This window comes from Flavobacterium aquicola, from assembly GCF_003385115.1.
Classification (GTDB): domain Bacteria; phylum Bacteroidota; class Bacteroidia; order Flavobacteriales; family Flavobacteriaceae; genus Flavobacterium; species Flavobacterium aquicola.
Genome location: NZ_QUNI01000001.1, coordinates 227,183 through 248,472, shown reverse-complemented (window position 1 = coordinate 248,472; position 21,290 = coordinate 227,183). Strand labels below are relative to the sequence as shown.

The window sequence follows — 21,290 nt, the reverse complement described above, 5'->3', positions numbered from 1 at the left end:
TATTTTTATGAATGAAACTCTATATTTGTCTAAAGATAATTCAGGATAATCCCTATTTTAAGTATGAATCAAAATTATAATCAATTCGTTTTATTACTGCTTTTAATTTTAACCGTTTCCGCACAATCAGTGGGGCAAACAAAAGAAGATACGCTTGCAACCAAGAAAAGCAAGGTCGATAAATTTAATGATTTTAATGCAAAGGCCGAAGCGATCTTCAAAATAATTCCAGTTCCTATTTATGGATATTCTACAGAGGCTGGAAGTATTTATGGTCTAGCCAAAAATAATGTATTTAGTTTGTCCAAGAAAGATACCATCTCAAAGCCTTCGAAAATTAGTGGATTAGTATCGAATTCTACCGAAGGAAGATTAAATGTTGTAGCATCTTCGCAATTTTTTATTAAAGAAAATAAATATCAAATCATTAGTTATTTATTTTACCAAAAACAACCGCAATATATTTTTGGTATTGGTAATGACGTTGGGATTGATGACGGAGAGTTAATTAATTTTGACAGAATTAAGTTTTATTCCAATAATTTGATGCTGGTCAAAAAGGATTTATACATCGGGATACCAATAGAATTTGCAAATTATTGGAATATGCAAATTCCAAGTGAAAGTTTTTTATATGAACAAAATGTTTTGGGAATCGACGGAGGATATGACGTAGGGGTAGGATTATCAGGTATGTATGACACAAGAAAGAATCCTTATAACCCACAACAAGGGGTTTATTGTCTTTCCAGTTTAGTTTTTCATCCTAAATTTTTGGGTAGTACGTATCAATTCACCAATTTCATTTTGGACGTGCGTAAATATTACAATCCATGGTTAGAACACATTATCGCTTTACAGTTTTATACAAGTAATGCTTTTGGAGATACACCATTTTATGACTTATCAATGATGGGAGGTTCAGATCGAATGAGAGGGTTTTATCAAGGCGGATATAGAGATAAGGCTTTGGTTGATTCTCAGTTAGAATATCGTGCGCCTATTTGGAATATATTTGGTTTAGCCGGTTTCATAGGTACGGGTCGTGTTTTTAGCGGTTATAACGATTTGTCATTTGAGAAATGGAGATTTTCTTATGGAGGAGGTCTCAGAATTATGGTCGATAGTAAACATAAAACAAATTTGAGATTTGATTTTGGATTTGGAAATGGAGGATCTCTTAAGGGAACTTACGTGAGTTTTAGTGAAGCATTCTAAAGGTTTTTTTGTTAAAAGGACAAATATCGTAATAATTTGTGAATCATTTTTTTAAATAAAATTATCCTGAATTTTTTCGTTAATTTAAAGGAGATTTTTTTAAATTAGCTTAGTCAACAATATAAATTAAAAAAAAATGAAAAAATTACTTTTGTTATTTGCAGTAACATTCTCATCTGTAACATTTGCGCAATCAACATTGAAAGATGATATTGATGTTGTACAATCGGTTTATGGTAAATCAAAATCAGAATTAGTGAGTCAGTATATGGGATTGTCAGGTACGCAGGCCACAGATTTCACAAAGATTTATGATGCTTATGAAGCTGAAAGAAAAAAATTAGGTGAAGAAAAAATTAACTTAATTAATCAATATGCTACTGATTATGCAGCATTGACCGATCCTAAAGCGGATGTTATTGTGAAAGGCATTTTGAAAAACAATACAGCCTATGATAAATTGTATACTTCTTATTATGAAAAAGCTAAAAAAGCAATTGGAGCTATAAATGCTGCAAAATTTATTCAGCTTGAAATTTATCTTCAGACAGAAATCAGAAGCAGTCTTCAAAATGCAATTCCTTTTGTAGGAGAATTGGAAGCTGTGAAAGTTAAATAGATAGTAAAGATATTTTAAAAGAAAGAGCGTAATTCAAGAGTATTACGCTCTTTTTTTTATAATTTTAAGTAGGTTTTTAAATATTATTAGAATAGTTTAAACTTTTATTAAATTAATAAGTTCTTTTATCATAAAAAGTGTTAAAATTTATTTGCTAAGTTGCAGAAAAAAAAGTTAAATTTGTTAAGATAACTTCCTAATCATCTATAAATCATGAAAAATTTAAATCTCCCTTTTAAGATATCCAGTTTTTTTACAGTAGTATTAGTTGTTTATTCGGCAGCTGTTTTTTCACAATCTGATTTTAAGAATTCTGTGAAGTTTAATGTGTCCAATACATTACTTTATGACAATTCATACCAGTTTTCGTATGAGAGAATGATTAAGGAAAATCAGAGTATAAATGTTTTTGCGGGATATCAGGAATTTCCTTTGATAACAGTTGATATTACTGATGTGAATTTTGATAAAAAGAGTGATAGAAAAGGATATTCATTTGGTGCGGATTATCGTTTTTATTTAGGAAGTATTAATAAGTTTAACGGGCCTAGAGGGGTTTATTTAGCTCCGTTTATAAGTTTTTTTCAATTTGAAACTGATAGAAATATATATTATAACAATCCAGATACGGGAGTTGTCAGCAGTTCCAATCTTAATTCAAAATTTAATTTAACTAATGTTGGAGGAGAGTTAGGGTATCAATTTGTTTTATGGGACAGATTAGTTATTGATTGTGTTTTGTTCGGACCTTCAATTACCAGATATAAATTCAATACAAAATTAGATAATAACATTGAGGGACTTGAAAACAATGATGTCTATCAAAAAATTATCGAAGCTATAAAAGATAAATTTCCTGGAATTGACGGAATTTCAGGTGATGAAGGGATTGAAAAAAAGGGAGTCCAATCGATAACTGCTGTTGGATTTAGGTATAATGTCAGCATTGGTTACAGATTTTAATTATAGATTGAACAGAAATTAAATCTTCATATGCATATTTTTAATTTATTTTTCACAAGGAAGATTCCATTTTTTCTTGCAGGCTTTTTTATTTGCAATTACATAACTGCACAGGATCTCGAGCCAAGGGCTTATGCGAACATGCCTAGAGGAGTTAATATCGCAGTGGCAAGCTACGGTTATATGAAGGGAGATATTGTTACAGAACCTTCTCTGCCTATTGAGGATTTCCTTATTACCAGTCACAATCTTGGGGCTGGTTATATGCGTTCCTTTGGTCTGGGAGGGAAGCTGGCGAGAATTCAGGTTGCTCTTCCGTATGTTTTTATGGATGGTGAAGCAACGGTGAGCGGTACTAAAATTACCGGAAACAGAACAGGATTTGGTGATATGCGTTTACGTTTTGGAGTGAATCTGCTAGGTTCGCCTGCATTGAATGTAAAAGAGTTTAGTCAATTCCAGCAGAAGACAATATTCGGAGCAAGCTTAGTTGTTTCAGTGCCTACAGGGCTTTATTACTCGGATAAAAGAGTTAACATTGGTACAAACCGCTGGGGAATAAAACCAGAGTTGGGAATTTCCAAGCGTTTTGAACACTTTTATGCAGAATTATATTCCGGAGTGTGGTTTTATACCATTAACGATTCATTTTTAGGAGATAATGATTTGAAACAAGATCCTGTTGTTTCTTTTCAAGGCCACGCCAGTTATATTTTCAAAAATCAGATGTGGGTAGGGATTAATGCGAACTGGTTTAGCGGTGGAAAAACATTTGTAGATGAAGCACCGGCCGGAAGCATTATTAATGCCTCTAGAATTGGGGCAACTTTTTCAATGCCTCTCACAAAATTTCAGTCTTTAAAGTTTCAGTTTAATACCGGAACTTTTAAAAGTATTGGACTGAATTATGATGCAGTTAGTGTTGGTTATCAGTGTGTGTTTCTCTAGGATTGAAATCTTTAAAATTGGAATTAACCAATGAATTGTCTTTTTTTTAAAATTTTTAAAAGTGAAGTTGTTATTCTGATAATAGCTTGTCTTTTTTATGAAGCTGGTTTTTCCCAAAATGATGATGGTGTCAGACTTATAAAACTGGATGAAGCAATACAATTGGGAATTCAGAATAATAATCAGCTTAAAATCGCCAAAACCGATGTAGCTATTGCTAACGAAAATTTAAGCCAGTCACAAATCGCTAAAACACCTGTTATCGGGTTGAACATGGGCTATAATTATATTGGAAATCCAAAAATTTTTGAAGGTTTCTACGAAAAAAATACGACTATCGATTATTATAATCAGCAGGGTTCGGCCAGTGTTTTTGCGTCCATGCCTTTGTATTATGGGGGTGCAATCAATAATCAGATTGATAAGCAGCAGCTGATAGCCAATATGCAGGAATCAGTTGCTAAAATGACCGAAACCGAAATTAAACAGACCATTACCACACAATTTTTCACGCTCGAAAAACTATACAAACAAATTGAGGTAACCAAACAGAATATTGTCAATACCGATTTGCGTATCAAACAACTGAATTCCAGAGTGGCGAACGGGCAAAATCTAAAGAGTGATCTGTTAAGAACCGAATTACAAAAATCAAATTTTGAAGTAGCGGTTTTTCGCAGTTCCAATTCCATTGAGCTGATCAGTAATTATTTAGATATATTGACTGGACTGCCAACAAATACTAAACTAAAACCAGTATTGGATGGCATTTTGATTCCAAAAAAAGAGGTGAGTCTGGACGAAAGCCTGAATGACGCTTACCAAAACCGCTATGAAATCAAAAGATCCGAAATCAATGTAAAAATTGCCGAATCTTCTCTGGATATAACCAAAAGCGGATTTAAACCTTTTGTGAATGCCAATCTGCTTTTCAATACGCAATATCCTGCGCAGTGGCCAAATTATACTGATAATATTCTCAATTATTGGGTGGCAGGAGTATCGCTGAGCTGGGATATTTCTAGTTTTTATAATTTAAAACACCGAGTTAGTGCCGATAAACAGCAAATTGACAAAAGCAATGTTGCGCTTGCAGTTACCAAAGATCAAATCAATCAGGATGTTAAGGGGGCTTATATCCGATTTATGGAAAGTGTTAGAAACATAGTGACTTTTAAGAAAGATGTGGATTTAGCTTTGAGCAATTATAAAATTGTAAAAAGCCGATATGATAATGATTTTGCCGTAATCAGTGATATTGTTGATGCCGAACTGCAGTTAAACGAAGCAAAAATTTCCCTGAATAATGCTAACGTTGATGCTATTATTCAATATTATTCCCTGCAGTATGCGATGGGTAAACTTTAATTTTTATTTATGAGTGAAGATAATGCAACGAACCAAGAGGCCGTAAAAAGCGAAAAAAAGAGAAATACAATATTGACCATTCTTTCTTTTGCTTTCATAATTGGCGGAGCGATTTGGATATTGAGTCTGTTTTTTGATTTTCATCGGTATGAAACGACCAATAATGCACAAGTAGAATCGTATATCAACAGTGTTACGGCCAGAGCAACTGGGCATGTAGCTTCCATTCATTTTGATGCCAATCAATTTGTGCATAAAGGAGATACACTTGTGATTCTCGATGACGAGGAATACCGAATAAAAGTAAAACAGGCCGAAGCTGATCTGGCTGTCGCCGAAGGGAATCTGCATTCTTTGGAACAGTCTATAATTACTGCTATTTCCAATGAAGCAGCTTCAAAGGATAAATTGTCAGGTGATATGGCCGATCTTGAAAAAGCCCAAAAAGACTATGAAAGATTCAAAAATATGTATGCTGATTCGGCGGTGACGCGCAATCAGTACGATCAAGTAGTTTCTAAGCTGCAATCGACTAAAGCATATTTGGCTGCCGGTCAAAAAAGTTTATTAGCCAGCGGATCGGTTACGAAACAAAGTCATACCAATCTCGAAGCGGCGAATGCGACCGTAGCCCGAAAAAAAGCTGATTTGGACAATGCGTTACTACAGCTGTCTTACACACGAATCATTGCGCAGGCTGATGGTTATGTGGGCGACAGAACAATATCGGTAGGTGAACTGATAAATGCCAATCAGGTGGTGGCAACTATGGTTTTGAACCAAAAGATTTGGGTAACAGCCAATTTTAAAGAAACCCAAATTGAAAAAATGAAGATTGGACAGGAAGTGACAATTACTATTGATGCCCTTGGCGATAAAGAATTCAAAGGAAAAGTTACTGGTTTTTCTCCAGCAACGGGAGCCAAATTTTCGATGGTAGAGCCTGATAATTCGACTGGTAATTTTGTCAAAATAACACAGCGTATTCCCGTGAAAATTGATTTTGAAGCTTCCGCTAAAGAATTGGAGGAAGTAAAACCTGGAATGAATGTAACGGTGGAGATTAAGAAATGATTTTAAAGACTTGGCATTTTTTTGACAATATTGTCATTCCTGACGTAGGAGGAATCTCCGTCAGAAGCTCGACAAACATTAAGGATTTTGATTGCGGAATTACTTGTGGAGATTCCTCCTACGTCGGAATGACAAACTTTACGGTTAGGTCTGATATAAAGAAGAAAGATGTTTATAAAATAATTCCAAAAATGCCTAATGTTTCTGCTCCTAAAATTTGAAATGATTTCTAAAAATAAATAATGAAATGGCTTTAATAAAAAAAGGAAGTGTTTTTACTCTCGTGGGGCTTTATGTCCTTACGATACCTTTTTTTAATGCCATGAATGTAACCTCTTATGATAATTCCCAGATATTGGGACATTTTGGAGCTTCAACAACTGCGTTTACTTATTCGACTTATATTCCGTTTTTTGCAATGATTGGTTTTTTGCCATTAGGAATGAAAATTGGAAAACAGATTCCGATGCGGACGATGATATTATCGGTTAGTTTTTTGTCGATAATCTGTAATACGGCTTCGTTGTTTACAAACACAATTGAGTGGTTTACCGTTTGGCGTTCGTTGCTGGCGATTTTATCTATAATTGGAATTTTTGCGACCATAATTCCGATACTTCTAAAATACAATCCAACATTTAATATGCCAATTCTGTACGGAATTGTTCAGTTTATTCTTCAGGGAAGTAAACAGCTGTACCAGTATTTTGGAACGCAGATGACGAGTGTGCACAATTGGACTTTTGGGATTTATTTTCTGAATGTCAACTTTTTGTTGGCAATTGTTTTGGCTTGGATTTTTTACAGAAAAGATGTGGCACCCATGAAATCTCCTTTTCAGTTTGACTGGAGAGGCTGGGGGATTATGCTGTTGTTTTTTATGGTAATCCTTTTTCTTTGTGCCGAAGGGCAAACGAGAAACTGGTTTTCGGATCCAAAAGTTTCTATGGCAGCCGCTTTTTTACTGCTGATAATTGGAATTTATCTGATTCACGTTCGATTTACCAAAGAGCCGCTGATAAACACCGATGTTTTTAAATACAAAAATGTTGTTTTGGGGTCGCTTCTTTTTTTCTACACCGGAATGATGAACGGCACCGGAAGTGTTGTGACGGGGTTTATGACGAACATTTTAGGCTTTGATAGTATTTATGTGGCTAGAACGCATTTGGCTATTTTGATTGGGTTGTTTATTGCGATTCCGTTATCGACTTATCTTTTGTTCAAACGGATTTATCTTGCCACGCTTTGGGTTACGGGTTTTGCCTGTTATGGGATGTATCATATGATTCTCTATTTCAGGTTTTATCCCGAAATTGATGCAAGTGATTTTTTCGGACCTTTTATTTTCAAAGGACTAGCTATTGGTTTTCTGTATCCAGCAGCCTCGCTATATATTTCGGAGAAAGTACCAAAACCTTTGGGCGATTCACGGATGATGAGCGGTGTAATTTCTCGGGCAGTTTTTGCGTCATTATTGGGTGGGGCAATTTTGGGAACTTTTATTTCCAATATGAATGTACAGCACAAAACGGGTCTCAGTCAGCAGTTATCAGAAGTAAACACAGAAGCCAAGCAGCAATTGGATAAAAGCAAAAAAGTATTTATGCTCAATGGCTTATCAGCTTGGGAAGCACAGAAAAAAGCCGAAAAAAGCCTTTCAAACGAAACATCAAAGTCGGCAATGATGCTGGCGTATAAGGATATATATCTGGTAATGTCGGCTTTGTGTTTTTTTCCTATTTTGATTCTCCTGCTGTTTAAATTAGGACGAAGACCAATAGGAAGCGTTGAAGTGGAGCCGATACCTTTTTGATAAGTTACTGAGATTCTAGGTTTTTAAGACTCTTTCTTAGTAACCAATGATTAAAAGAATAAAAAATTAAATTAAAAAACTTAGAAACTCAGTAGTTTAAGTTCTATAAAAGAAACTTAGCAACTTAGAGTCTTAGCAACTTAGAAACTATGAATAAAAAAAAATACCGATTCTTGAATCATTTGTGGAGTAAGGAAAGCGGATTAAGCGGTATGTTTGTCCTGCTTTTCATTATGCACTTTATACTCATTCCAGTATTTGGAAGCAATTCTTCCTTTATGGTTATTACCAATGTGTTTTGGATGCTATTCCTGTTAGCAGGAATTATTTCGTTGTCTAAATCAAAAAAACAGACATTGCTGTTCATATTTTTTCCGCTGATGTTTGTACTTTTTGGCTGGATTTCTGTTTTCAATCGCTCACCATTTGTTCTGATTTCAGATATTGTTTTTACCATTTGTACATTTATAATATTAATCTATTTGGTTCTGAAAAAAGTTTTTGAACCGGGACCAATAACCGAATACCGTGTGATAGGTTCAATAGTAGTCTATATGATTCTGGCCAATTTATGGTCGGTGATTTATCAGTTTGTCTACGAGCACATACCAAGTGCTTTTCAAATCACTATGCCGGCATTTGAGAGTAATACACTGCAAGCTAATTTCTTGTATTTTAGTTACATAACGATTACAACTACTGGTTATGGAGACATTTTTCCTTTACATCCTGTTGCAAGGTCATTGGTTCAGATAGAAGCAATAATAGGAGTTTTGTATCCCGTAATTCTTATTGGCCGTCTAGTCTCGGATGCAAATGAAAATACTTCCAAAAAAAGAAAATCAAATAATAATGATATTTAATTTAACCAACCTTTAAACCAACTCTTATGGAAAATTCAAACCCATACAAAAGCAAACAGCTCTTCGAAGTCATTCTACAGTTAGGACTCGTTTTCCTGATATTGGGATTTTGTATTAAACTCTTACTGCCTTTTGTAATGCCTATTCTTTGGGCGATTATTTTGGCAATCATATTATATCCTGCGTACGATTTTTTGCAAAAGAAATTGAAAGGGCGCAAAAGTCTTGCTTCGTTTATCATTATTGCAATACTATTATTGGTAATTATTGTTCCTACTTCTTTATTTGTAAGTTCAGTCACATCCAGCATCGTCGAAATAAAAACTGGTGTTGAAAACGGTACGCTGAAAGTAGCAACACCGGGTCAAAATATCAAAGAGTGGCCAATAATAGGGGAGAAAGCCTATAATTTTCTTTACAGCCTGTCAACCGATTTAAAAGCGGGAGTATTGGAATACAAAGACCAAATCGTTGAGGTATCCAAAAAACTATTAGGAAGCGTTCTTAGCTCTACAGTTGCATTACTGCAGGTAATCCTTTCAATAATTATTGCGGGAATATTAATGGTTTCTACAAGTGCTCAAAATCTAGCAACCAATTTTATTAAAAGAATTTCGGGTGATTCGGGAGACGAATATGTAAATCTTTCTGTATCGACCGTTTTTCAGGTATTCAAAGGAATTTTGGGTGTAGCGGTTATACAAACCCTGATTCAGGCTGTGGGATTGTTTGGCTGCGGTGTTCCTTTTGCGGGAGTGCTTACACTATTGTGTCTGATGCTTTCCATCATTCAGGTTGGTCCAATTATCATCAATCTCGGAGTAATAGCCTACCTTTTTTCGTTAGATAATACAACTGCAGCAGCTTTATGGACAGTGTTTTTTGCCTTTAGCGGACTTTCAGACAACGTTCTAAAACCATTACTGCTTGGTAAAGGAGCTATGGTGCCAATGCTTGTAATTTTCCTAGGAGTAATCGGAGGGTTCATGATGTCGGGCTTTGTGGGCTTATTCGTAGGGCCAATTGTATTCTCCATTGGCTATAAATTATTCGCTGCCTGGCTGGACGATAAACCAGAAGGTACCAAACCCGAAAGTACTATAATCGAAGGATAATTTAAAAGAACAATTGGGGCGTGTCCCCGTAAAGAAAAAGGCCTTACTCTTCTGTTCGATGAGTCAGGCCTTTTTCTTTACGGGGTCGGGCTATCCACGCTACTTTGGTAGCTTGTTCCAAATATAATTCACTGAACACCATTAAAAATAAATGTATAGTGAAGTAATCCCTCACGCGGTTTAGTGCAATAACAATATTAATGTCAACCACAAATCATTCTGCAAATCTGAATTCTTAATACATATCAACAAACGAAAATCATTCAATAATTTGTAATGATTTATTTATATATTAGCCAGAGAAATAGTAAAGACTTTGTTTCAAAAACAAACGAGTTGGCAACAGTTTTGTCAAATCCACATTAAAACATAAATATTGAAAAATACAGTAATGACAAGAAATATTTTAATCCTTCTAACAGTCCTAACTTCTGTTCAAATTTTTGGACAAAACGAACTTCGAAAACAATTAAAAGAAATTATCGCCTCCAAAAATGCATCAATTGGAGTATCTATAAAAAATATTGAGGACAAAGATACATTAAGTATTAACGGAAATTTAAACGCTCCGTTAATGAGTGTCTTTAAATTTCATATTGGTTTAACAGCCCTAAACTTAGTTGACAATGGAAAACTTTCTTTATCGCAGAAAATTTTTATAAAAAAAGAAGATTTACACGAAGATACTTGGAGTCCTTTAAGGGATGAATATCCAAACGGAAATATGTATCTGACATTAGACCAATTACTGCGATATACCGTTTCCCACAGCGACAATAACGGTTGCGATATTCTTTTGGAATTAATTGGAGGTACTAAGGCGGTTCAAAAATTTATCAATAAACAAGGAATAAAAGATTTTGTCATAAAGGTAAATGAGAAGGAAATGAGTACTTGGGAAAACTTGTATATCAACACTACAACACCATTAGCAACTACCGCTTTACTTGAAAAATTCTATAATGGAAAAGTCTTAAAAGAAAATTCGACAAAATATTTATATACTCTTATGGCAGAATGTTCAAGAGGACTTAGTTGGATGAAAGCTGGACTTCCAGTAGGAACGGAATTAGCACACCGAACAGGAATGTCAGGAACAGATGATAACAATTTAAGAGCAGCGATGAACGATGTTGGAATTGTAAAACTCCCAAATGGCAGGCATTTGATTATTTCCATCTACTTAAAAAACATTACAGAGACCAAAGAAAATACTGAAAAAATACTTGCCGACATAACAAAATTAACTTGGGATTACTACACGAAAATATAAAGTGTAATAACCAATTTTTAAAATTACTATATAATGACAATTAAGAACATTTTAGCATCATTAATTCTAACAATTTCTAGCTTGACAATTTTTGCTCAAGACAAAACAACTACGGAGCTAAAAACTTTATCTGATAATAAACAATTTGATAAAATTATTGAGCACGCTTCTAGATCCAAAGATTATTCTGCAAAATCATTATATTATATAGGGCTTGCTTATTATATGCAAGAAAACGATAATAATTGCCTAAAGTTTATGAATTTATCAATAGATAAAGACCCGAAAGATCCTGCACCATTTTTCATTAAAGCATCTACTTTAAATTACATTCAGAAATATGACGAAGCTATAAAAAGTTTTCAAACAGCAATTAATTTAAAATCGGACGATGCGGAATTTTATAGCGGACTTGGTGATTCCTACTATAATTTAGAAAAATTAGATCTAGCATTAGAAGCATACAAAAAAGCGATTGAACAAAAGGATTGTCCTGATAGACCTTATTCATTTGTAGCTCAAATTTATTCTGACCAGAAAAATAACGATAAAGCTTTAGACGCATTTTATATAGCAAAATCAAAAATTGACAAAAAATCTAATTCATACATAAATGCTTTATTCAACATCGGACTTCTTGAATCTTTAAAAGGTGACTATGATAAGGCTGAATCTGCTTTTGTTGAACTTTTACAAATAGACCCAGCAGACTATCACACTTATGCTAAACTTATTCAAATATATTATTATAAAAAAGAGTATGACAAAGCAAAACCATACAAAGATAAATTGTATGAAGCTCACAAGAAAGATATACTTAAAGACAATTTAAAAGATATGTTTTGTTATGATCAATTTAAATGGAATGACAAATTAATTCAAGCTTTCGAGAGATATGAAGAAAATTCAAAAGACATATATAACAAACATTTGTTTTATGTTGTAAATCAACAAGGTAAAATAGAATATAGAATTCAAACAGAGTTTTCTCCAATTTCAGCAGAGCAAGGCGGTTCAAAGTATTTACTCTGCCTGACAAAAGGAGATACTCATTCAACATTCAACATTGGATTTAATAAAAATTTTAAATATGATGATTTGAAGAAAAGTGTAATTGATATTCTTGAAGGAAAAGTTCAACCAATGGTAACTTCACGACCAGCTAAATAACAAGAATAACTGAGCATAACAATTAATAGGCAGAAATAGAAATTAAAACGAAATGGAAATAATTGAAATCACTTTTGACAATTTTTTAATAACGACAGACAAGTCAAAAATGGATATTACTGCTATTCACGATTTCCTGTCAAAATATTCAGGGTGGAGTGACAACATTCCTTTTGAAAATGTTAAGACTTCTGTTGACCATTCTCTAAACTTCGGACTATTTCATGACGACAAACAAATTGGTTTTGCAAGGATAATATCCGATTTCTCGACTATTGCATATTTAGGTGATATTTATGTTTTAGAAAACTATCGTGGACAAGGACTTTCAAAAAAATTAATGGACGCTGTAATGGGACATCCAAATTTGCAGGGATTGAGACGATGGATTTTATTGACTTCAACAGCAGAGTGGCTTTACGAAAAATATGGTTTTACTAAATTGCCAAAACCAGAACTGTATATGGAATTTTTTAATCCAAATGTTTATAAAACAGATAAATAAAATTTGGAGACAAGGTTATTGAAATATTTAAGATAATAATATAATCTATGCTAAGGGATTGGATGATTTAGCAAACAAAAGCACAATGAAAATAGCAATCGCACAAATAAAACCTGTCAAAGGAGACATTTCAGCTAATATAGAATCTCATAAAAAAATGATTGCGCTTGCTGTTTCCTATAAATCAGATGCGGTTTTTTTTTCGGAGCTTTCGTTGACAGGATATGAACCTGAATTGGCCAAAGAATTGGCAGTAGATCAAGACGATCATTATTTTGATGATTTTCAAAAAATAAGTAACGAAAACAAAATTACTATTGGTGTCGGGATGCCAACAAAAACAGTTTCGGGAATACAAATCAGTATGATGATTTTTCAGCCAAAGACACCAAGACAGCTGTATTCCAAACAGCAATTGCATGCTGATGAATTTCCTTTTTTTGTAAATGGTGAAAATCAAATTATTTTGACAGTTGTTGATCACAAAATTGCACCTGCCATCTGCTATGAAAGTTTGCAACCTGAACACTCTGAAAATGCTGTAAAACTCGGTGCCGAAATTTATATAGCCAGTGTTGCCAAATCACAAAATGGCATTAACAAAGCGATGAGCCATTATCCCGCTATTGCAAAGAAATTTTCAATACCTGTTTTAATGTCTAATTGCGTCGGTTATTGCGATAATTTTACAAGCGCTGGACAAAGTGCTGTCTGGACCAAACAAGGTAATTTGGCAGGACAGCTTGATGACAAAACCGAAGGAATTTTAATTTTTGACACCGAAACGGAAGAAGTAATAAAACAGATAGTATAAAACTGATTATGGATTTGCAATCCGTACGTGAAATAATAAGTTATTATAAAAGACAAAAGCTGTTAGAAAATTTTATATTTATAAAGAGAAAAGAATAATCTTTGTAAGAACAGTTGTAAATCTGATATAAAAATAAACGAGCTTCTTTATAAAAAATCATAAAAAATGAACCCTAACCAAAATTTAAAAGAAATAGCAAAGTTATTTTTGAGGTTAGGTATTACTGCCTTTGGCGGACCTGCAGCGCACATTGCGATGATGCAGGAAGAAGTGGTTACAAAAAGGAAATGGCTGACTGAGCAGCATTTCTTAGATTTAATTGGTGCTACAAACTTGATTCCCGGCCCCAACAGTACCGAAATGGCTATTCATATCGGGGAGGAAAAAGGAGGCTGGAAAGGTTTGGTCACTGCAGGACTTTGTTTTATTCTTCCCGCCGTTTTCATTACAGGTATTTTTGCATGGCTGTATAAAGAATATGGACAGCTTCCCGAAGCGCACCCCTTCATTTACGGAATAAAACCGGCTATCATTGCAATTATTCTAGGTGCAGTTTTTCCTTTGGCAAAAAAATCTCTGAAATCAATCGGACTTATCATTATCGGGTTAATTGTTTTGATTGGTTCCTTGATTGGTTGCAACGAAATTTACCTGATGTTTGGAGCAGGATTTTCAGCATTATTTTTGGCTTATTGGCGAAATAAGAAATTAAACAATCTAAATAGTTTTTTGCCATTGACGCTTTTGCAAATAGATAATCCAGCTATATTTTCAATGAGCAGTGCAAAGCTGTTTTTGATTTTCCTTAAAATTGGAGCGATACTTTATGGAAGCGGTTATGTACTGTTTGCATTTCTTGACTCAGAATTAGTCTCAACAGGAATTTTGACACGGCAGCAATTGATTGATGCCATTGCAGTAGGTCAATTTACGCCTGGTCCTGTTTTTTCTTCGGTGACATTTATCGGTTATCAGATCAACGGTTTGACTGGAGCAGTCGTTTCGACTATTGCCATATTTTTACCGTCATTTGTCTTTGTAGCGTTACTCAATCCATTTGTAAAAAAAATGAGGGATTCAGAATTGTTTTCGGCATTTTTGGATGCAGTTAATGTGGCTTCGGTAGCAATTATTACGGCTGTTTGTTTTGAAATGGGAAAAGATACAATTACCGATTGGCGTACAATATTGATTGCTGTTTTAAGTATTACAATAACATTTGGTTACAAGAAAATGAATAGTGTTTTTGTAGTTTTGGGCGGTTCAATAATTGGTTATTTACTGACTTTAATTTAAAAATAGAATAGAGAAGAGATTAACGGTTCTGGATAAACATAGTAACTATTTCAAATGAAAATTCTGCGTATATTTTTTTGTTTAATTTTAATATTCTTAATTGGCTGTAATAAGCCTGTGGCAAAAAAGAAAGCTGAACTCCAGAAGCCTTCTGTCAATATTGACTTGACAAAAGGTAAAGCAAAACAGTCTTTAGAATTTTGTAAAACTAAAAACTTCAATACTGACTTTTGTATCCTAGTCGATATGAGTGTTCATTCTGGTCTTAAACGATTTTTTGTCTGGGATTTCAAAAAAGATACAATTTCAGATGGTTTCTTAGTTGGGCACGGATGCGGTGACAATCCTTGGAGTTATGATTATTCCAAAGAAAAACCAGCATTTAGCAATGTTGATGGGAGTCATTGTTCGTCCTTGGGGAAATATAAAATCGGAATAAGGGCACATAGTGATTGGGGAATTGGAGTAAAATATGTTATGCATGGCTTGGATTCTACAAACAGCAATGCGTTAAAACGCTATATCGTGTTTCATTCATGGGAAGCGGTTTCAGATGACGAAGTTTATCCCAATGGGACACCAGAAGGCTGGGGATGTCCAACAATTTCTAATAATAGTTTTAAGATAATTGATCCATTGTTACAAACAAGTGCAAAACCGGTTTTAATGTGGATTTATAAATAGATTGCGTTTATGCTAAACCAAAATTTATAAATAAATTGCTTTTAAATGCTCAAAAAATGACCAATCCTCTTCAATACAATATTAATAAACCTGAGAAACCGCTTTCAGACTTTGTTTATTGTTATTCATCACTGCAGAATATTTCAAATTTTACAGAAGGTGTGATTGTTCCAAACGGGAAAATTGATTTGCTGTTCTGTAAAACTACTGACAATCGGTTTCAGATTATGCTTATGGGCTTGGAAACAAAGCCAAAACCAATGCCAAAGCTGAAAGTTGAAACCTTTTTTGCCATCAGTTTTAATCCGCTTGCTTTAGAATATGTTTTTCATGAATCCATCGCCGAATTTGTAGACAGCGGTAAAGAATTGCCTAATGACTTTTGGGATTTTAGTATAAATGATCTTGATGACTTTGATGCTTTCTGTAAAAAAGCTTCGCAAAAAATTCAGTCGCTTCTGTCCAGCAAAATTGACTCAAAAAAACTTCAATTGTTTGAATTAATTTTTGCCACTGACGGTGAAGTTAATATTAAAGATTTATCCGAAAAAGTGTCTTGGAGCGAACGGCAGATTAATAGGTATTTCAATCAGCAGTTGGGAATTTCGCTAAAAACGTATTGCAGTATTTTGCGTTTTCAGGCTTCACTGCATCATATCAAAGATGGTAAACTTTCTCCGCAGCTTAATTTTACAGATCAGTCCCATTTTATAAAAGAAATCAAAAAACTTTCGGGAGTTTCCCCAAAAGAATTGTTCAAAAATCAAAATGACCGATTTTTACAATTTTTGGTCTATCACGCGAAGTAATTTTGCAGTATAAAATTTAAAAATTATGCTATTACAAAATAAAAAAATCGCAATTATTGGCGGTGGTCCAGGAGGATTGACACTCGCAAAACTTCTTCAAATAAAAGGAATAAATGTAAATGTATTTGAAAGGGACATTAATAAAGATGCCCGCGTTCAGGGTTCACCGCTCGATCTGCATGAAGAATCTGGATTGGCTGCCATCACCGAAGCAGGTTTGCTGGATGAATTCAAAAAGAATTACATGCCTGGTGCGGACCGATTGAAAATTATGAATGAACAGGCAGAAGTTTTTTTCAGTGACCACGATGATAAACCTGAAGAAAATTTTGGACAGGAACATTTTCGTCCGGAAATAAGCAGGGGAGCATTACGAAGAATATTACTTGAATCACTGGAACCAGAAACAGTTATTTGGGACAGTCATTTTCTTTCAATGGAGGCTCAAAATGACGGTTGGTTAATGCATTTCAAAAATAATAAATCAGTTTATGCCGATGTTGTCGTTGCTGCTGATGGATTCAATTCTAAAATCAGACCTTATATTACCGACATAAAAGCTTTTTATTCGGGAGTTACCATGCTGGAAGGTAATATTTATAATGCCGGAGAAACTGCTCCAAAAATGAATGCACTGCTTAATGGTGGCAAAATTATGGCTTTCGGAAACGGAAAGGATTTGTTGATGGGACAAAAAGACAATGGCGAAATTGGTTTCTACGCAAGTTTTAAAACTGATGAAAAATGGGCTGTAAATAGTGGTTTGGATTATTCGGATAATTTACAAATGCTGGATTGGTTCAAAAGTGAATATTCGGAGTGGAGCGATGTTTGGCACGAATTGTTTGAAGGTGCTGTATCACCATTTATTCCGCGCCCAATTTATTGCATGCCAGTGGATCAGACATGGAAAAGTATGTCCAATGTGACAATGCTTGGCGATGCAGCACATGTGATGCCTCCTTTTGCAGGTGAAGGAGTGAATGTAGCGATGCGTGACGCTTTGGAAATGAGCAAATGTTTAACTTCAAATGAATACAATTCTCTGCAGGAAGCAATTACAGCTTATGAAACTGACATGAGAGAAAGAGCTTCTGAAAAAGCTCAGGAATCGTTAGAAAATGGCGAGAGAATGCATTCAGAAAATGCTTTGAGAACGATGCTTGATTTTTTTAGAAGTCATTAAAAAAATATAGCTTACTATAAATAGCATAAAAGTAATTTGCATAAAAAAGCCGCTTTGTCATTCAGGTACAAACGCGGCTTTTTACAAATAAAAAACTAAAAAAGATTGTAAATATTAGAAAGAGTAAGCATTATCAGCAACTAGTTTTGAGGTGATTGTTTCCCTCAAACCAACAACATTCGGCATGTTGGTGTATTTTGTGTAACGGCGTAATCCCATCAACATCATGCGCTGTTCATCGCCTTCGGCAAAAGAAATAATACTTTCTTTTCCTTTTTGTGTAATGATGTCAATGGCTTGATACAAGTATAATTGTGCCATTGCAATTTGTTCTTTGATCTTGTCGGCACTGTTTGTTTTGGCTAATTTTTCAGTTCTCAAAATAGCACTTTCAGCCATATAGATTTCTATTAAAATATCCGAAGCAGCCATTAGCAATTGCTGGTGTCCTTCTAAATCCGGTCCGTATTTTTGAACAGCTCCGCCGGCAACCATAAGGAATGCTTTTTTCAATTTACCGATCATTTCTTTTTCTTCGGCAAACAATTCAGAATAGTCAGGAGAGTCAAATGACGGAATTCCCATTAATTCTTCCTGTACTTTAGAAGCAGGTCCAAGTAAATCAACATGGCCTTTCATGGCTTTTTTGATTAGCATACCAACCGAAAGCATTCTGTTGATTTCATTTGTTCCTTCGTAGATACGAGCAATACGCGCGTCTCTCCATGCACTTTCCATCGGAGTGTCTTCTGAGAATCCCATTCCGCCAAAGATTTGAATTCCTTCATCAGCGCAGTGCTGAACGTCTTCGGAAACTGCTACTTTTAAGATAGAACACTCGATAGCATATTCTTCAACGCCTTTCAATTCTGCTTCTTGATGTGATGCACCAGTGCTTTCACGTTCGGTGATGCGGTCTTCAATGTCTTTTGCAGCGCGGTAAGTAGCACTTTCACCAGCATAGGCATTAGTTGCCATCTCGGCTAATTTTGAACGAATAGCACCAAACTGAGAAATAGCAGTATTAAACTGAATTCTTTCGTTAGAATAATGTACCGCACCTGTGATTACTCTGCGTTGTGCATCTAAACAGGCTGCAGCCAATTTGATACGGCCTACATTCAAAGCATTCATAGCGATTTTGAAACCATTTCCTCTTTCAGAAAGCATATTTTCAATTGGAACTTTTGTCTCATTAAAGAAAACCTGACGGGTAGAGGAAGCACGGATACCTAATTTATGCTCTTCTTCTCCAAAGGAAATTCCGTTATCGGCAGTGTTTTCCAAAATGAATCCAGTAATGTTTTTATCGTCTTCAATGCGTGCAAAAACGATGAAAACAGAACAGAAACCTGCATTCGAAATCCACATTTTTTGTCCAGTGATTTTATAATGCGTTCCATCTTCTGATAAAACCGCTTTAGTTTTACCTGAATTAGCGTCTGATCCTGCTCCTGGTTCAGTTAGGCAGTAAGCACCAAACCATTCACCAGTAGCTAATTTTGGTACATATTTTTGCTTTTGCTCCTCAGTTCCGTAAAGTGTGATTGGCATTGTTCCAATTCCGGTGTGAGCCCCAAAAGCAGTCGAGAATGAACCCGTAGCTCCCGAAATATAATCACAAACTAAAACGGTATTGACAAATCCCATTCCCATTCCGCCATAAGCCTCAGGCACAGCTACGCTTAAGAAACCAAGATCTCCAGCTTTACGCATAGATTCTTCGGTAAAAGCATAGTCTTTATTTTCGAAACGGTTTTTGTTAGGCCAAATCTCTTTGTCCACAAATTCTTTTACAGAGTCACGCATCATCAGCTGCTCTTCATTGAAATCTTCTGGGGTGAAGATGTCTTCACATTTTGTTTCTTTTACGATGAATTGACCACCTCTTGTTTTGTCGCTCATGACTTTATTTTTTTAAATTTTGAATTATAAATTTTAAATTATTTTGCTTCTTGTGATGTTTTAATTATTTTGGTTATTATGTTAATTATGTGCTCAACTTCAATTAAATAGTCATTAATTTCAATTGTTGTTAAATCAGATTTGTCTAATAATCGCAACCAATATTTTGTTTCTCTGGCTTCTTTTGAAGCAATTGACATTTTATGAATAAAATCTTTTCTTGATTGGGCAGCAATTGCTTCTTCAACATTCGCTCCAATACTTGTGGCTGATCGTAAAATTTGTTTAGAAATTATGAATTCATTTTCTTTTTTAAGCTGAACAAAAAGGTTTACTATGGATAGTGCAAAATCGAATGTCTTTGTTGCAATAATATTTTCCTTCATGAGTATTCATTTAAAATTTATTAATTCAAAATTTAAAATAAAATTAAAGCACCTCGTAAATCCCTGCAGAACCCTGTCCAGTCCCAACACACATACTTACGATTCCATATTTATTACCTCTGCGTTTCATTTCGTCAAACAATTGAACAGAAAGTTTAGCACCAGTACAGCCTAGAGGATGACCTAAAGCAATTGCACCACCATTTACGTTAATGATGTCAGGATTCAGGTTCAATTCGCGGGTAACGGCCAATGCCTGTGAAGCAAAAGCTTCGTTCAATTCAATTAAATCGATATCATTTAGCGTCAATCCAGCTTGTTTCAAAGCTTTCGGAATGGCTTTTACTGGACCAATTCCCATAATTCTTGGTTCAACACCTGCAGATGCGAAGTTTACCAAGCGGGCGATAGGTTCAAGGTTTAATTCTTTTACCATTTCTTCACTCATAACTAGGACAAAAGCAGCGCCGTCACTCATTTGTGAAGAGTTACCTGCAGTTACACTTCCATCAGCAGCAAAAACAGCTCTAAGGCCGGCTAATGCTTCCAGTGAAGTTCCTGCTCTTGGTCCTTCGTCTTTGTTTACGACATATGATTTGGTTTCTTTTTTACCATTTTCATTGATGAAAGTCTGCTCCACTGTGATTGGCACAATTTGTTTGTCAAATTTACCTTCAGCTTGCGCTTTCAATGCTTTGTTGTGCGATTGGAAAGCAAATTCATCCTGATCAGCACGTGAAATGTTGAATTGTTTAGCAACCGCTTCAGATGTCAGTCCCATTCCCCAGTAGTAATCCTCGTGTCCCGCTTTTGCGACAGCATAATCTGGAGTAGGTTTGTAACCTCCCATCGGAATATAACTCATGCTTTCGGCACCTCCGGCAATGATACAATGTGCCATTCCAGATTGAATTTTGGCAGTTGCCATTCCTATCGTTTCTAATCCTGAAGCGCAATAACGGTTTACGGTAACACCTGGAACATCATCAACTTTTAATCCCATCAGAGAGATTAAACGTCCTACGTTCAAACCTTGTTCTGCTTCCGGCATGGCGTTTCCAACCATAACGTCGTCAATACGCGTTTTGTCAAAATCAGGCAGTTCATTCATCATGTACTGAATGGTTTCAGCAGCCAATTCATCAGGTCTTTTGAATCTAAAAAGTCCCTTTGGCGCTTTTCCAACTGCTGTTCTATATGCTTTAACTATATATGCTGTTTTCATTTGTTCTATTTTAAATTTTGAATTATAAATTTTAAATTAATTTTGAATTTCGT

Annotated in this window: 21 protein-coding genes; 18 read left to right on the top strand and 3 right to left on the bottom strand. The window is 34.9% G+C overall.

Features of this window, described 5'->3' with window-relative positions:
* Positions 1–63 precede the first annotated feature (63 nt).
* The 18 genes from C8P67_RS00960 (at position 64) to C8P67_RS00875 (ending at position 17,721) form a co-directional block, all read left to right on the top strand.
* On the top strand, positions 64–1,218 hold the full coding sequence (locus C8P67_RS00960) for a BamA/TamA family outer membrane protein (protein ID WP_115809439.1): 1,155 nt from the start codon (positions 64–66) through the stop codon (positions 1,216–1,218).
* Between the two features lie 136 nt (positions 1,219–1,354).
* A complete protein-coding gene (locus C8P67_RS00955; RefSeq protein ID WP_115809437.1) occupies positions 1,355–1,837 on the top strand; it encodes a hypothetical protein in 483 nt (160 codons plus the stop codon).
* Positions 1,838–2,050: 213 nt separating this feature from the next.
* Positions 2,051–2,800, top strand: coding sequence for a hypothetical protein (locus C8P67_RS00950; RefSeq protein WP_115809435.1), 750 nt, complete (start codon positions 2,051–2,053; stop codon positions 2,798–2,800).
* Between the two features lie 141 nt (positions 2,801–2,941).
* Positions 2,942–3,748: a transporter gene (locus C8P67_RS00945; protein WP_170141384.1), complete on the top strand. Its 807-nt coding sequence runs from the start codon at positions 2,942–2,944 to the stop codon at positions 3,746–3,748.
* A gap of 30 nt (positions 3,749–3,778) precedes the next feature.
* The gene (locus C8P67_RS00940) at positions 3,779–5,116 is read left to right on the top strand and encodes a TolC family protein (protein ID WP_115809431.1); all 1,338 of its coding nucleotides are present in this window, start codon (positions 3,779–3,781) and stop codon (positions 5,114–5,116) included.
* A gap of 9 nt (positions 5,117–5,125) precedes the next feature.
* A complete protein-coding gene (locus C8P67_RS00935; protein ID WP_115809429.1) occupies positions 5,126–6,190 on the top strand; it encodes an HlyD family secretion protein in 1,065 nt (354 codons plus the stop codon).
* A complete protein-coding gene (locus tag C8P67_RS00930) occupies positions 6,187–6,411 on the top strand; it encodes a hypothetical protein (protein WP_115809427.1) in 225 nt (74 codons plus the stop codon). The genes C8P67_RS00935 and C8P67_RS00930 overlap by 4 nt, the downstream gene beginning before the upstream one ends.
* Before the next feature lie 26 nt (positions 6,412–6,437).
* Entirely contained in the window at positions 6,438–8,006 is a 1,569-nt protein-coding gene (locus tag C8P67_RS00925; protein ID WP_115809425.1) for an efflux MFS transporter permease, read from the top strand.
* A gap of 149 nt (positions 8,007–8,155) precedes the next feature.
* Positions 8,156–8,869 carry a potassium channel family protein gene (locus tag C8P67_RS00920; RefSeq protein WP_115809423.1) on the top strand — a complete coding sequence of 238 codons (714 nt, stop codon included), beginning with the start codon at positions 8,156–8,158 and terminating at the stop codon, positions 8,867–8,869.
* Positions 8,870–8,895: 26 nt separating this feature from the next.
* The gene (locus C8P67_RS00915; RefSeq protein WP_115809421.1) at positions 8,896–9,984 is read left to right on the top strand and encodes an AI-2E family transporter; all 1,089 of its coding nucleotides are present in this window, start codon (positions 8,896–8,898) and stop codon (positions 9,982–9,984) included.
* A gap of 391 nt (positions 9,985–10,375) precedes the next feature.
* Positions 10,376–11,257, top strand: coding sequence for a class A beta-lactamase, subclass A2 (gene bla / locus C8P67_RS00910; RefSeq protein WP_115810086.1), 882 nt, complete (start codon positions 10,376–10,378; stop codon positions 11,255–11,257).
* 33 nt (positions 11,258–11,290) lie between these two features.
* Positions 11,291–12,427 carry a tetratricopeptide repeat protein gene (locus C8P67_RS00905; protein WP_115809419.1) on the top strand — a complete coding sequence of 379 codons (1,137 nt, stop codon included), beginning with the start codon at positions 11,291–11,293 and terminating at the stop codon, positions 12,425–12,427.
* A gap of 52 nt (positions 12,428–12,479) precedes the next feature.
* Positions 12,480–12,932 carry a GNAT family N-acetyltransferase gene (locus C8P67_RS00900; RefSeq protein WP_115809417.1) on the top strand — a complete coding sequence of 151 codons (453 nt, stop codon included), beginning with the start codon at positions 12,480–12,482 and terminating at the stop codon, positions 12,930–12,932.
* Between the two features lie 85 nt (positions 12,933–13,017).
* A complete protein-coding gene (locus C8P67_RS00895) occupies positions 13,018–13,746 on the top strand; it encodes a carbon-nitrogen hydrolase family protein (protein ID WP_115810084.1) in 729 nt (242 codons plus the stop codon).
* A gap of 165 nt (positions 13,747–13,911) precedes the next feature.
* Entirely contained in the window at positions 13,912–15,042 is a 1,131-nt protein-coding gene (chrA, locus tag C8P67_RS00890; RefSeq protein ID WP_115809415.1) for a chromate efflux transporter, read from the top strand.
* Between the two features lie 117 nt (positions 15,043–15,159).
* Positions 15,160–15,726 (top strand): murein L,D-transpeptidase catalytic domain-containing protein, encoded by a 567-nt coding sequence (locus C8P67_RS00885; protein ID WP_245980352.1) that lies wholly within the window; start codon positions 15,160–15,162, stop codon positions 15,724–15,726.
* A 56-nt stretch (positions 15,727–15,782) separates the two neighbouring features.
* Positions 15,783–16,535, top strand: a complete 753-nt coding sequence (locus C8P67_RS00880) for a helix-turn-helix domain-containing protein (protein ID WP_115809411.1) — start codon at positions 15,783–15,785, stop codon at positions 16,533–16,535.
* Between the two features lie 25 nt (positions 16,536–16,560).
* Complete coding sequence (locus C8P67_RS00875; RefSeq protein ID WP_115809409.1) at positions 16,561–17,721, top strand: FAD-dependent oxidoreductase; 1,161 nt, start codon at positions 16,561–16,563, stop codon at positions 17,719–17,721.
* Between the two features lie 114 nt (positions 17,722–17,835).
* On the opposite strand, the gene C8P67_RS00870 is transcribed toward C8P67_RS00875, so the two are convergent.
* Genes C8P67_RS00870 through C8P67_RS00860 form a run of 3 tightly spaced genes read right to left on the bottom strand, consistent with a single transcriptional unit; the run spans position 17,836 to position 21,237 of the window.
* The gene (locus C8P67_RS00870; protein ID WP_115809407.1) at positions 17,836–19,626 is read right to left on the bottom strand and encodes an acyl-CoA dehydrogenase family protein; all 1,791 of its coding nucleotides are present in this window, start codon (positions 19,624–19,626) and stop codon (positions 17,836–17,838) included.
* A gap of 38 nt (positions 19,627–19,664) precedes the next feature.
* Positions 19,665–20,012: a four helix bundle protein gene (locus C8P67_RS00865; RefSeq protein WP_115809405.1), complete on the bottom strand. Its 348-nt coding sequence runs from the start codon at positions 20,010–20,012 to the stop codon at positions 19,665–19,667.
* A gap of 43 nt (positions 20,013–20,055) precedes the next feature.
* Positions 20,056–21,237 (bottom strand): acetyl-CoA C-acyltransferase, encoded by a 1,182-nt coding sequence (locus C8P67_RS00860; RefSeq protein ID WP_115809403.1) that lies wholly within the window; start codon positions 21,235–21,237, stop codon positions 20,056–20,058.
* Positions 21,238–21,290 lie beyond the last annotated feature (53 nt).